Source organism: Leucobacter sp. USHLN154, from assembly GCF_037145595.1.
GTDB lineage: Bacteria > Actinomycetota > Actinomycetes > Actinomycetales > Microbacteriaceae > Leucobacter > Leucobacter alluvii.
This window is the reverse complement of record NZ_JBBCXF010000003.1, coordinates 239,435-252,344: the sequence shown is the minus strand read 5'-3', so window position 1 is coordinate 252,344 and position 12,910 is coordinate 239,435. Positions and strand designations below refer to the sequence as shown.

Below are 12,910 nucleotides of genomic sequence, written 5' to 3'. Positions count from 1 at the left end.
GAGGAGTAACGAGCTATGAAATCCAATATCGTCATCTTCTGGATTTTGACGGTCTACCTGGTCGTTCTGGCCACGGTGTACACCGTGTGGAACATGCTGGCGCACGGCTACCCGGAGTGGGCGGGGTCGACCGCGATCCTCCTGTCGGGTGGACTGACGGGCTTCATCGCCTCCTATCTCATGCTTGTTCAGCGCAAGCAGGGCGGAGTGCTGGTCGAAGACCGCGACGATTCCGACATCGACGACGGGGATCCGGAGCTCGGCGAGTTCAGCCCCTGGAGCTGGTGGCCCATCGTGCTGGCCTTCGGTGCCTCGATGGTCGTTCTCGGTCTCTGCGTCGGCTTCAACTTCTGGCTCTCCTTCCTGTCGCTGCCGATCGTGCTCGTCGCGATCGTCGGCTGGGTGTACGAGTACTACCGCGGCAACTTCGCCCGCTAAGGACGGTTCGGTGTGAGCATCATCATTCGGCGGGGTCGAAGCGACGACGACACGGCAGTCTTCGGACTCGCGCGCCAGTTCACGACTGGCCGCGAACCGATCGGACGTGACGAGTTCTCGGTCGCCTACGACAACGTGCTGCGGCACCGCGATCAAGAGGCGAACGTGCTCTTCATCGCTGAACTCGACGACACGGTCGTCGGTTACTCGCTGATGACGGTCTCTCGCCTGCTGCACGCACCCGGACTGACCGCTCACCTCCAAGAGATCGTCGTCGACGAGGCCGCTCGAGGCCACGGCGTCGGAGATCGCCTGATGCAGGCGAACGAGCACTACTGCATGGGTCGTGGCGTGCGACAGCTGTCCGCCTCCACTGCCCGTTTCGGGTCGTTCTACAACCATCGTGGTTTTGAAGCGGTGGGCGAGCACTACCGCAAGATTCTCGAACTCGGGTAATCGTGAACCAACGTCGTGCTCGGAGAAAGCCCGGCGAGAACCGCGAACGCCTGATTGAGGCCGGACTCACCGAGTTCGGCCTCTTCGGCTTTCACGGGGCCTCGACCGCTGCCATCGCAGCACGAGCGGGAGTCCCGCAGCCACACGTCTACGCGAACTTTCCCAACAAACATGCGCTCTTCGTCGAGACCTGCGCCGCCGCCGCACACATCGTGCGTACGCACCCAGACGACTCTGCGGAGACCGATCAACTGCGCGGCAGCGAGCCCCCCACCTCCGAAGACGTTCGCACGAGCGCACAGCGCGCCGTGCTGCAGGCGATCTCTGCTGTAGCCATCCCCGAACTCCGAGACGATCTGCTGTCTCTTCTCGTGCCGCTACGCAATGGGCTCGGCATGGAACGATTCGTGCGCGACTACGGCCTCGCAAGCACGACCCTCATTGATCATGCGCTGACCCTGCGCTGAGCTCCCGGCGCGACCCCATGCATCGGCACGGTCTGCGTCTTGCTGCGATCGGTCGGCGCCCCGTCGTCGGCGCCCCGTCGTCGGCGCCCCGTCGTCGGCGCCCCGTCGTCGGCTAACACCGGGGGGTACTCCCGGGATGCCGATGCACGACGAATCGGGTACGCACCGCTCCGAGGTGCGCTGAGCACGGCAAGCGCCGAGGGAGTCCGCTGAGCGCGGCAAGCGCCGACGGAGTCCACTGAGCGCCGCTGTCGCGGCTTCGCGCCGGTCGGTGAGCGGCAGCCAGCTGAAACAGGCCGGGTGAGCGGCGGGCCGCGCCTGTCTCCCCGGGTGCGCAAGGGCTCTGGGAGGGGTGGAACTGCCCGGTGTCGGTGACGCGCGTGCACTGGTCCGAGTGCCAAGCGGCGCACCGCATCGCACTCCGCAACCAACTGCCCGGTGCTGCGAGGAACTCGGGATCTTTGGAAGGTTCGATGATGACGTCACACTTCGCCGGGGGGTCTCGCGCCCGAGCGCGCGACGGCCGGTACGACGAACACACCCCGGGTGTCGGACCAGAACTGCGGTCCAACACCCGGGGTGTGTTCAGAGGGGAGCCCTCCGCTGGGTCGTGCGAGGGCTAGTGGCCCTCGTGGTGACCCTGCTCGATCTCACCCTTGCTCGGCGGAACGATGCGGTCCTCGAAGAACCAGCGGCTGAACCCTGCACGAAGTCGCTTCGAGAACGGGATGCGGCCGTCGTCGTTCGGGCGGAGCATCATCGGTGCGTAGTCGTGGTAGCTGACGAGCTGCCACGACTCGTACTCGTCGAGCGGCTTGTGCACCTCGACGAACTCGCCGCCGGGCATGCGCACGATGCGACCGGACTCGTACCCGTGCAGTGCGATCGAGCGGTCCTTCTTCTGGAGCGCGATGCATGTGCGCTTCGTCACCTGGTAGGCGATGATCGGCCCGAGGATCAGCAGCGCCTGGAGGCCGTGGATCACGCCTTCCATCGACAGCTGGAAGTGGGTCGCCATGAGGTCGGAGCTGGCTCCTGCCCACATCACCGCGTAGAACGTCACGCCGGCAGCGCCGATGGCGGTGCGCGTCGGGGCGTTGCGGGGACGGTCGAGGATGTGGTGCTCGCGCTTGTCGCCCGTCACCCAGGCCTCGATGAAGGGGTACACCATGACGAGAACGATGAAGATCCCGATGATGCCGAGGGGGAGGAGCATGTTCCAAGACCAGGTGTACCCGAACCACTCTGTCTCGAGCCCCGGCGGAATCAGACGGAGCATGCCGTCCGCGAATCCGATGTACCAGTCGGGCTGGGTACCGGCCGACACCGGGGATGGGTCGTACGGACCGTAGTTCCAGATCGGGTTGATGCCTACCAAGGAGGCGATCAGCACGATCACACCGAACACGATGAAGAAGAAGCCGCCGGCCTTCGCCGCGTACACGGGGAGGACCGGGAAGCCGACGACGTTCTGCTGCGTCTTGCCCGGGCCAGGGTACTGCGTGTGCTTGTGGATGACCACGAACGCGAGGTGCAGAGCGATGAAGAGGATCACCAACGCCGGCAGCACCATGATGTGGAGCATGTACAGGCGTCCGACGATCGCAGTGCCCGGGAACTCTCCACCGAAGAAGAAGAAGGAGAGGTACGTTCCGATGACGGGGATCGCCTTGATGATGCCGTCGATGATGCGGAGGCCGTTGCCCGAGAGCACATCGTCGGGGAGCGAGTATCCGGTGAAGCCCTCAGCCATGGCGAGGATGAACAGCACGAAGCCGATCACCCAGTTGAGCTCGCGCGGCTTGCGGAATGCGCCCGTGAAGAAGATGCGGAGCATGTGCAGGCCGATGGAGGCTACGAAGAGCAGAGCCGCCCAGTGGTGCACGTGGCGCATGAGCAGCCCGCCGCGCACCGAGAAGGAGATGTCGAGGGTCGAGGCCATGGCCACCGACATCTCGACGCCCTTCATCGGAACGTAGGGGCCCGTGTAATGGGTCTCCACCATTGACGCCTGGAAGAAGAGCGTCAGGAAGGTTCCGGAGAGGAGGATGACGACGAAGCTGTAGAGCGCGACTTCACCGAGAAGGAAGGACCAGTGGTCGGGGAAGACCTTGCGGCCGAACTCCTTGACGGCGACGCCGATCTTGGTGCGCTCGTCGATGTAGTTCGCGGCGGCGGCCGTGAAGCGGCTCGATCCGTTCTGAGCCTGCTGGCTCGACGCGGGGGATTCGGTGACGGTGCTGCTCACTTGAGGCGCTCCCAAAAGCTCGGGCCGACGGGTTCATGGAAATCACTCTGAGCGACGAGGTAGCCCTCGTCGTCGACAGTGATCGGCAGCTGCGGCAACGGACGCTTCGCCGGTCCGAAGATCACCTTCGCGTGCTCCGAGACATCGAACTGCGACTGGTGGCAGGGGCACAGGAGATGGTGGGTGTGCTGCTCGTAGAGCGCGACGGGGCAGCCGACGTGCGTGCAGACCTTGGAGTACGCGACGATGCCGTCGTACGACCAGTCCTTGCGCTCCGGAAGTTCGCGGAGATCTTCCTGGTTCAAGCGCATGAGCAGCACGATGGCCTTCGCCTTGGCGTCGAGCAGGTGGACGCTGCCACCGCGCTCGTCGAGCGTCATCTTCTCGAAATCCTCGTGATTCAACGTCTCGGGGATCACGTGGAATGCCGAGCCGATGGTCACTTCGCTGGCCTTGATGGGGACGCCGGAAGGATCGCGTGCGAGTCGCACGCCCTCTGCCCACATCGTGTGGTGCGCGAGTTCGACGGGATCGCGATCCTGCGGTCCGAGACCGCGCAGGAGCGTGATGCCGGGCAGCGGGAATGCGATGAGCGCTCCGATGAGGCTGTTGCGCACGAGCGAGCGCCGGGAGAAGCCCGACTCCTCATCAGCGAGCTTGAAGACCTCGGCCGAGCCCTCGCGGGTCGGCGCGTCGCTCGGGGTCGGGTGGCGGTAATCGATGGACTCGTGGTCCGCCATGATCGCCTTGCCCCAGTGCACTGCGCCGATGCCGACGGCGAGCAGGGCGAGAGCCATGCCGAGGCCGACGAACATCGTGTGCAGGCGGATCGCCATCAGTTCGCCCGTTTCGATCGGGAAGAACATGTAGGCGAGCACGGCGCCGAGGCTGCCCGCGATCGACAGGTAGAAGAGGCTGTACACCGTGCGTTCAGCGCGCTTCTCCTTCTTCGGATCGAGATCCGTAACACGCTTGCGGTGCGGGGGAAGGCCCGGATTCTGCACGGCGTCGGACGGGATGACCGCGGTACCTGCGGCTGCCTCGGCCGAGCCGTGGCCGGCGGCAACGACAACGGCGTGCTCGCCGCCGTTGTTCTTCGCTTCCTCTGCCATGTTGCTCCTTGACTCCTGACTCATGAAAACTGTGACGCGTTGTCGACTAGTTCGACTTCGCGGTGACCCAGACCGTGAGGCCGATGACGGCTCCCAGGCCGATCACCCAGATGAACAGACCTTCGGCGACGGGGCCGATCGATCCGAGGGTGAGGCCGCCGACCGCCGGCTGATTCTCGATGTACTTCAAGTACGAGATGATGTCGGCCTTCTCCTGCGGGGTGATGTTCGCATCGTTGAACACCGGCATGTTCTGCGGTCCGGTGATCATGGCTTCGTAGATGTGCGTCGGAGCGACCCCGGTCAGCTTCGGAGCGAATTTGCCCTCGGTGAGCGCGCCGCCGGCGGCCGCCACGTTGTGGCACATCGCGCAGTTGATGCGGAAGAGCTCAGCGCCGTTGGCTACTCCCTCGTCGTCGCTGTCCGCCTGCAGGTAGCGGGTCTCGGGAAGCCCGGGTCCGGGAGCGAGCGAGGCGACGTACGCCGCCATCTGCAGCGTCTGCTCCTCGGTGAACTGCTGGGGCTTCACCATGCCCTGCGGCCCCTGGAAGGCGAGGGGCATGCGTCCCGTGCCCACCTGGAAGTTGACGGACGCTGCTCCCACACCGATGAGTGTGGGGCCATCGGGAGTGCCCTCTGCGGCTGCTCCGTGGCACGTGGCGCAGTTGGCGCCGAACAGCTTCTCGCCCGCTTCGATCGTCGCGGGGGAGGTGAGGTCGACCTCTGCCGTGGCGGAGGTCTGGCTGAAACCGGCGTACGCTGCGCCGGTCACGAGCAAGCCGACGGCGACGAGTGCGGCCGTCGCGAGCGGGTGCCTGCGGCCGGACTTGCGAAGATTCTTCTTGGCGCGAGCCATGATGTCGATTGCTCCTGACCCTATTTGAGGACGTAGATGACGATGAAGAGGATGATCCACACGATGTCGACGAAGTGCCAGTAGTAGGACACGACGACTGCGGTGGTCTCTTCTTTATGCGTGAAGTTCTTGACGGCGTAGATGCGGCCGATGACCAGCAGGAAGGCGACGAGGCCCAGGGACACGTGAATGCCATGGAAACCGGTGGTCATGTAGAACGCCGAGCCGTAGGGATCGGAGGCCAGGGTGATGCCCTCCGACACGAAGGTCGCGTACTCGTAGGCCTGGCCGGCGACGAAGATGGCTCCCATGAAGAACGTCAGGTAGAACCACTCGACCGTTCCCCACTTCTTCATGCTGGCGCCGGTGGCGCGCGGCTGCATGCGCTCCGCCGCGAAGACACCCGCCTGTGCGGTGAATGACGATGCGACCAGAATGAGCGTATTGATCAGCGCGAACGTGAAGTTGTGCTTCTCGGTCTGCTCGGCCCACAATTCGGGATTCATCGCCCGCAGCGTGAAGTAAATCGCGAAGAGGCCCGCGAAGAACATGACCTCGCTGCCGAGCCACACGATCGTGCCGACGGCGACGAGATTCGGTCGCTTCACCGCAGGCACGGCTGACTTGGTATTCATAGTGGTCGTTGTCACCCTTCCATTATGGCTGAAAGTCAGGTGTGGATTTTCACCCGGGCACGGCGAGCCGAACTTTCTGCATCGTTCACCGGTAGCCTACCGTCTCCGGTGGCCGACGGATCGCACCGCGAAGCCCTCATTCATCGGATGAAGTGGCGTGATCTCGGGGGTTTCCAGCCGTCGATAGAATCGACGCATGATCGACGAACGGACTTGGCCGACCGTACTCACCACCCTTCTCGAAGGGGATGATCTCAGCGTCTCGCAAGCCGAATGGGCGATGTCCCGGTTCATGACGGGAGACGCGAGCGGCGCGCAGATCGGTGCGTTCCTCGTGGCGCTGCGATCGAAGGGCGTCACCGTCGATGAGGTCATCGGGTTCCGCGACGCGATTCTCGCGGAAGCGCTCCCGCTGGATCTGCCCGCCATGTCACTGGACATCGTCGGCACAGGCGGAGATCGCTTCGGTACGGTGAACATCTCGACGATGGCATCGATCACCGCCGCCGCCGCCGGTGCGCCGGTGGTGAAGCACGGCAACAAGGCGGCGAGCAGCCTCTCCGGCTCCTCGGATGTGTTGAGCGCGCTCGGCATCGATCTGGCTCTCGACGGGCCTCAGCTCTCGCGCGCGTTCGATGCATCAGGGATCGCGTTCGTGCACGCGGCGAGGTTCCTCCCGGGGTTCCGCCATGTCGGAGCAGCCCGTAAGGAACTCGGGATCCCGACGGTCTTCAACTTCCTCGGCCCGCTCTGCAATCCGGTGAGGCCGGAAGCATCGGCGGTCGGCGTGGCCGACATCGACCGCATCCCGATCTTCGTCGGCGTCTTCCGACTGCGAGGTGCTTCAGCGCTCGTGTTCCGGGGCGATGACGGGCTCGATGAACTGACGACGACGGGTCACTCGCGACTCTGGGAGGTGAGCCGGGGCGGGCTGACCGAGCATGACATCGATCCACGTGATCTCGGGCTCCCGCGCGCTCAGATCAGCGACCTCGTCGGGGGCTCGCCCGATGAGAACGCCGAGGTGGTCCGCCGCGTCCTCGCCGGCGAGTCCGGGCCGATTCGAGACATCGTGCTGCTCAATGCGGCGGCGGGTCTCGTCGCGTTCGATCTCGCGCAGCGCCCCGAGACGGCGGAACGCGCGCTGCTCGAGCGCTTGGGCGAGAAGCTCGTCGTAGCCGCAGAGGCGATCGACTCGGGGAAAGCGGCTGCGAAACTCGACGACTGGGCTCGCGCCACGTCGTCAGCCTCTGGCGCCTGATACAGGCGTGCACGGGGGAGCGCTGCGCGGGAGTGCCCGTCTAACTCGAGGGCGGCTCTTACCGATCCGGCGTTCGGGCGGGAACCGGTGACGCATCGCGGTCGGTGCGGTAGTACTTCGCGAGGAACGGCATCGGATCCACCGGCGCATCCTCGACGCGCAGCGCGAGGTGGAGATGAGCTCCGAACGAGATACCCGTGGAACCGACCCGCCCTGCGGGCTCGCCCATCTCGATTCGATCGCCGACATTCCAGGAGTGGGAGCCGGACTGCATGTGGCAGTAGCGGCTCGTCACGTCCTTTCCGTCGATCTCGTGATCGATCGTGAGCGCGAAACCGCATCCGTCCGTGGCGTCGCCGGCTTCCGAGACGACTCCATCGGCGATCGCGAGGATCTCCGTGCCCGCGCCAGCCGCGAAATCCTGTGCGTCGTGGAACTGCTCGACCGGCGCCGTGCGATATCCGAACGGGTCGGTGAGCGCCACGGGGGTCGCGAACGGATAGTTCACGACGGAGCGCGCCCGGAACGAGTAGCCGATCGAAGAGGGCGCGTCGGTGTCGACGACATCGATCTCTGCGAGCGACGACGGCAGGTCGTCGACGGACACCTCTGAGAACAGTCGCTGCTGCACGGCCGCAGCGTCGGCAGTTCCCGACTCCTGCATCAGCGGCAGCGCGAACGTGGCGACCAGCCCGCAGACGCTGACCGCTGCCGCACCGCGGGAGAGACGGGTCCGTCGAGCTCGCGAAGCGGCCGGGGCGTTCGGCATCTCAGCGTCCGGCACATGCTCGCGCCGTGGACTGGTCACGTATTCAGGTTCGGCGGACTCTGCCGAAGCAGTGCCGTTCGAGCTGTCTAGCGGAGGTGCGGAGGTCGTCATGCAAACTTTCATCTGGGGGGAGCGAGTGGATCCGCTCGGGCATAGGGGCCAGGGTACCGGCTCGCGTCCGTGGGCGCCACCGAGGGCCGCGGGCGGCATGACGCATGCCGCCCGCTACCCTCACTCGGTGCCGAGCTGCTGACGACGGCGCGCGACGAGGATGCCGCCCGCAGCGAGCAGCGCTGCCGCGAGTGCGACGAGCCCCGCGATTCCGGCGCCAGTGACGGGCAATGATCCGTCTCCCGGTTCACCGGCGCCGCCTGACGCGCCGTCCGCATCGCTTGCCGCCTCCGCCTGCGTTCCCGCGGCGGCGCCCGACGCATCGCCCGCGGCGTCGGATGCCGAAGCGTCTGCGTCCCCGGAGCTCGCGCCCCCAGCATCGGCGCCGTCGGCGGCGCTCGATCCGGCGGCATCGGATCCGGATCCTGCTCCGCCAGCTGCGGCAGCGGCATCCGGATCCGCGTCCGCTGCGAGCACCGCATCCGAGGTCACCAACGAGACGAAGGGGGAGCTTCCCGTTCCGTGCGCGAACACCCATGCCGTCACAGATTCGCCCACGAGCTCGTCGGTCAGTTCAAGGCTGGTGCTGGTGCTCTCGAGCGCCCTCTCCCCGGCGCTCCAACGATGGGAGACGGACTCGGGATTCGGATCGAATGCGGGATCGACAACGGTCAGCGTTTCACCCGAGCGCGCTTCTCCTGCGATGGTCGGTTGGTCCGCAGCGAACTCCCCTTCCGGCGCGGTGCCCAGGGGGATCGAGCCGAAATCGACGGAGGCGCCTGCGAAGACCAGCGCATCCTGCGGCGCCGGTGCGGCAGCCTCTCCTCGCGCGGCGACCCACGGCACATAGCCTCCGGCCGGGACCCGGGGAATCGTGATCTCGCCCTCCTCGTCGGCGTATTCGCGCTGCGACTCGCTCGGGGCGCCGTTCACATCGATGCCTCGCACGTGCGCGACGGCATCATCGAGATCGATGAGCGTCTCTCCGCCCTCGGTGATCGAAAGAGTGATCTCGCCGCCCCACCGCTCGAGGTCGTGCTCCGCGAACGGTGCCGCATCGCTCACCCCATCGGTGATCTCGAACGCGGGCCGATCGTCCGCGTACGAGGAGTTTCCGCCGAGTGATTCCCCGAGCGCGAAACGGGCGTTCGAGACGGACGTATCGTACTGCAGCGTGTAGGCGCCATCCGGCAGGAAATCGAGCGCCCAGGACCCGTCGGAGCCCGTCTCGGTCGCCTGCTCGAAGACGTAGGACTGCTGATCCCCATCCCATCGGTAGGCAGAGACCTCCACGCGGCCGACGGGGGCGTCGTCTTCGGTCACGCTTCCGGTGATGGTGGCATCGACGGCGGCTGCGCTCGTCGCGCTCAACGGTGCTGCGATCAGCACTGCAGCGAGGAGGGCGGCCGGCATTCCACGGCGAAGGGCGGGGCGAGAGGTCATGCTGTTCTTTCTGGTCGTGACGGTTGTCGTGCGCATGTTCAGGCCACCCGCGCCTTCCCGAATGCCGTGACCGTTACCGGCCCCATGAGCCCGTAGGCCTGCGACGGGACGACGCCGTAGACAGCCGGATTGACGACCCTGAGACGGTTGATCAGCGGGGACGCGACCTCGACGCGCAGCGTGTTGCGGCCGGTGCGCACGTAGTCGGAGATGTCGAGTTCCGTATCACTCAGATCCACATGGTCGACCGGCACGCTGTTCACCCACACGCGGAAGGTGTCGAGTACCTGCCCCAGGGAGAGGCGGACACCGCCCGAGCCGGGCCGCCACGACGCGTCGAGCGCGAAGGTGGTGCGATAGTCCCCGATTCCGGCGACGTCGGCGTACCCCAATTGCGTCCAAGCACCGAGCGCACCGCTCTCCACGCGGTGGGAGACATGGTCGGTGGCGACGCCGTCCGCAGCGGGCTGCCAGTCGTCGAGCGTGAGCGACCACTCGGCGAGCTCGATGGGGTCCGGGAGGGCGGGCACGAGCGTCTGCTTCTGCCGGCCGTCGGCGAAGCGCACCGAATGAGGGCCCGCCTGCGAGGCGTGGAGGTACACCGCTCCGTCAGCGCGCACGGACACATCGTCTCCACTCGTCTCGATGACGACCGCGCGGGGCGTCGTCGCTCCGGCCCAGCCCTGCGGCGCGAGCACGACGACGGTCGACTGCGCCGGTTGCAATCGCAGATGCACGGTGATGGCCGCACCGTCTCGCGTGTACTTCGCGAGCGGCCGGATCGCTCCCGTCCACGCGTCGAGTTCGTAGGGCACGTGCGAATCCGAGGTGGCGAGTACGGTGACATCCTGCTCGACGTACGCGAGCTTATCCTTGCCCGGATTGTGCTTGGCGTTGACGAAGTAGAAGTAGTCGACGCCGTCGGAAACCCGGTGCACGTGCTTCACGCTCGAGCTGGAATGGCTGACGGTTCGGGTCACACCCAGCGCGGCCAGGGCCAGCGGAATGTCGTCGTTGCCCGCGGCATCGGCCACATTCGGGAGTGCGCGCATCTGGGCGATGATGTCGACGACTCGCTGATTCGTGGCGGCGTCGCGGAACCCGGTCGACGCAGGTGCGCTCCAATTGCCGAAGAAGACGATGGGGAAGCCCGACTGTGCCAGGGCGAGTAACGCCTCACCGGCCCGCACCGACATCGTGGCCTCGTTGCCGCGGAACCGGTCGATGTCGAGGATGAACGCGCGGTAGTTGCCGCCGTCCGGCGCGAAGCGACCGCCCTGGAGCACCGAGAGTTCTTGGAAGAGTCCTGATTCGTTCAGGAATCCGTGCGACCACCCGATCGGGATGCCCGCAGCCGTCGCCCACGGCGCACCGATGCCCGTCTGCGCCCAGCCCTTCTGCCGGAAGAACGCGATGTCGTACACGGGGCGTCCCTGCTGGAGTACCCACTGCGTGCGCGAGATGGCTGCCGCGACCCGGTCGAGGTGCTTCCACACGGGCATGCGCGGACCCCAGGCCTCGGAGTAGCCGACGCCGCCGTTGTAGGGGGAGAAGGCGGCGAACCCTGGCCATGCGGCGCCCGGTGCGGCCGCGTACGCGTATCCGTGCAGCACCGTCTGATTCACTCCGCCGCAGAAGGTCTCGGCGAGCGTGTAGAGCACTTCGTTGCGCCACGTCGTGAGATACGCCTTGTTGAGGTAGGCCGACGATTCGCAACTGAGCAGCTTGCGCCCAGCGATGTCTCGCCCGCTTGCGAGCACGCGGTAGTCGTCGACGTTCTTCGCACCGAGGGACTCCGTCTCCGGGATGTCGACGATGCCGGCCTGCTCGATGGAATCCTGCTCGAGGCCGTATGCCTGCACGCGGTATTCGAGTCCGTACGAGTGCGCCCAATCCCGCAGCGGAATGAGGTGGTACTCGGAGTACAGCTCGCTCATGACCTGGTTGAAATCGTCTCGGACGCGAGTGGTGACGACGTCGTCGAAGTCGTAGAGGTACTTCTCCTTCGTCTCGACCAGTGCGGGCAGGAACGGGAAGACGTCGTAGCTCATGCGCTTCTGGAACTCTTCGCGAGCCTTCGGAGTCCAGATGGTGGCGTGCGTCTCGATCTCGAGCGAATCCTCGAAGAAGCTGCCGCCGACGGACCCGAGCAGTCCTTTGATGCGGTCAGTGAGGAGGTTCGTCTCCCAGTAGTCGATGAGCGTCTGCGCGCCTGTCGCGCTGAAATGATCGACCACGTACGACGTGGGGTTCGTGTGGTCGCCGCCCTCCGGGCGCTGACCGCTCCCGCGTTCCCAGTACGCGAGGAGCACCCAGGAGCCGCCCGTGGCGGGCGCCGTCCACTCGAGGCGTTCGTTCGCGACGTCGCCCGTCAGGTCGACGAGGCTGCTGCGCTTCAGCACAGTCGTCTTTCCGACGCTGACGATCTCGAGCGCGTGCACGCCGATGAGCGCGCGCTCGGTCACCCCTGGCTCCGGGGGAGTGATGGGCTCGGGGAGCGGCCCCGAGAACGCGCTGCCCGGGGCGAGCGTCGTCGATCCGTGGGCGATCTCCTTGATCGCGGCCTCGGACTGGGGCGTGATGTTCGGCGTCGCCGCGGGCCATGACGGCCCGAGGGTGATATCGATCTCGATGCCCTCTTCCTCCGCGGTGGCGAGGGCGGTCTCGACTGCGGCGATCCAGTGCTCACCGCCCCATCCGAAGTTGTCGATGTCGAGCCCGCCCTTGACACTGTGGTGGACGTCGGAGATCTCGAGGCCGCCGAAGCCGGATCGCGCTGCGGTGCGCACCTCTGCCGCGATCTGCTCGAGGTCCACCTGACCGTTGGGCCACCACCAGCGGAACCGCGGAGCCGTGGCCATCGTCGGGTTCGTGAACCCGTCGAGCGTCGCGGCTCCGGTGCCGGTCTCAGCGCCAGCGACGGCGAGGGCGGCGGCGGGGTGGGACGCCGAGAGGGCGGCCACCCCCGCGGCGGTCACCGCCGAGTAGCGGATGAGTTGTCGGCGAGTCAGACCAGATGGCCGGCGGTCGACGTGGTGTGGCATGCGATTGCGCTCCCTTGCGACAACGGCGACGCAGCTTTCGCACACTCGCCGTCGAGTTGAATCGTTTCAA

Annotated in this window: 11 protein-coding genes; 4 read left to right on the top strand and 7 right to left on the bottom strand. The window is 66.2% G+C overall.

The window, feature by feature from the left end:
• Positions 1 to 15: 15 nt before the first annotated feature.
• Genes ctaF through WFH23_RS07280 form a run of 3 tightly spaced genes read left to right on the top strand, consistent with a single transcriptional unit; the run spans position 16 to position 1,361 of the window.
• The gene (gene ctaF / locus WFH23_RS07290; protein ID WP_090149067.1) at positions 16 to 438 is read left to right on the top strand and encodes an aa3-type cytochrome oxidase subunit IV; all 423 of its coding nucleotides are present in this window, start codon (positions 16 to 18) and stop codon (positions 436 to 438) included.
• A gap of 12 nt (positions 439 to 450) precedes the next feature.
• Positions 451 to 894: a GNAT family N-acetyltransferase gene (locus WFH23_RS07285; RefSeq protein ID WP_090149064.1), complete on the top strand. Its 444-nt coding sequence runs from the start codon at positions 451 to 453 to the stop codon at positions 892 to 894.
• A gap of 2 nt (positions 895 to 896) precedes the next feature.
• The gene (locus WFH23_RS07280) at positions 897 to 1,361 is read left to right on the top strand and encodes a TetR/AcrR family transcriptional regulator (RefSeq protein ID WP_336662068.1); all 465 of its coding nucleotides are present in this window, start codon (positions 897 to 899) and stop codon (positions 1,359 to 1,361) included.
• A gap of 619 nt (positions 1,362 to 1,980) precedes the next feature.
• Here the strand turns inward: WFH23_RS07280 and qcrB are convergent.
• Genes qcrB through ctaE form a run of 4 tightly spaced genes read right to left on the bottom strand, consistent with a single transcriptional unit; the run spans position 1,981 to position 6,212 of the window.
• The gene (gene qcrB / locus WFH23_RS07275; protein ID WP_090149058.1) at positions 1,981 to 3,609 is read right to left on the bottom strand and encodes a cytochrome bc1 complex cytochrome b subunit; all 1,629 of its coding nucleotides are present in this window, start codon (positions 3,607 to 3,609) and stop codon (positions 1,981 to 1,983) included.
• On the bottom strand, positions 3,606 to 4,721 hold the full coding sequence (gene qcrA, locus WFH23_RS07270) for a cytochrome bc1 complex Rieske iron-sulfur subunit (RefSeq protein WP_090149056.1): 1,116 nt from the start codon (positions 4,719 to 4,721) through the stop codon (positions 3,606 to 3,608). Before qcrA ends, qcrB begins: the two co-directional genes overlap by 4 nt.
• Positions 4,722 to 4,767: 46 nt before the next feature.
• Positions 4,768 to 5,577: a cytochrome bc1 complex diheme cytochrome c subunit gene (gene qcrC, locus WFH23_RS07265; RefSeq protein ID WP_090149053.1), complete on the bottom strand. Its 810-nt coding sequence runs from the start codon at positions 5,575 to 5,577 to the stop codon at positions 4,768 to 4,770.
• A 20-nt stretch (positions 5,578 to 5,597) separates the two neighbouring features.
• Positions 5,598 to 6,212 carry an aa3-type cytochrome oxidase subunit III gene (gene ctaE, locus WFH23_RS07260; RefSeq protein WP_090149051.1) on the bottom strand — a complete coding sequence of 205 codons (615 nt, stop codon included), beginning with the start codon at positions 6,210 to 6,212 and terminating at the stop codon, positions 5,598 to 5,600.
• A gap of 196 nt (positions 6,213 to 6,408) precedes the next feature.
• Between ctaE and trpD the strand changes: the two genes are divergently transcribed.
• The gene (gene trpD, locus WFH23_RS07255; protein WP_090149049.1) at positions 6,409 to 7,473 is read left to right on the top strand and encodes an anthranilate phosphoribosyltransferase; all 1,065 of its coding nucleotides are present in this window, start codon (positions 6,409 to 6,411) and stop codon (positions 7,471 to 7,473) included.
• Positions 7,474 to 7,531: 58 nt separating this feature from the next.
• On the opposite strand, the gene WFH23_RS07250 is transcribed toward trpD, so the two are convergent.
• The 3 genes from WFH23_RS07250 to WFH23_RS07240 form a co-directional block, all read right to left on the bottom strand.
• A complete protein-coding gene (locus WFH23_RS07250) occupies positions 7,532 to 8,281 on the bottom strand; it encodes a M23 family metallopeptidase (protein WP_336662067.1) in 750 nt (249 codons plus the stop codon).
• A 192-nt stretch (positions 8,282 to 8,473) separates the two neighbouring features.
• On the bottom strand, positions 8,474 to 9,796 hold the full coding sequence (locus WFH23_RS07245; protein WP_336662066.1) for a carboxypeptidase-like regulatory domain-containing protein: 1,323 nt from the start codon (positions 9,794 to 9,796) through the stop codon (positions 8,474 to 8,476).
• Between the two features lie 38 nt (positions 9,797 to 9,834).
• On the bottom strand, positions 9,835 to 12,840 hold the full coding sequence (locus WFH23_RS07240; protein WP_336662065.1) for a glycosyl hydrolase: 3,006 nt from the start codon (positions 12,838 to 12,840) through the stop codon (positions 9,835 to 9,837).
• Positions 12,841 to 12,910 lie beyond the last annotated feature (70 nt).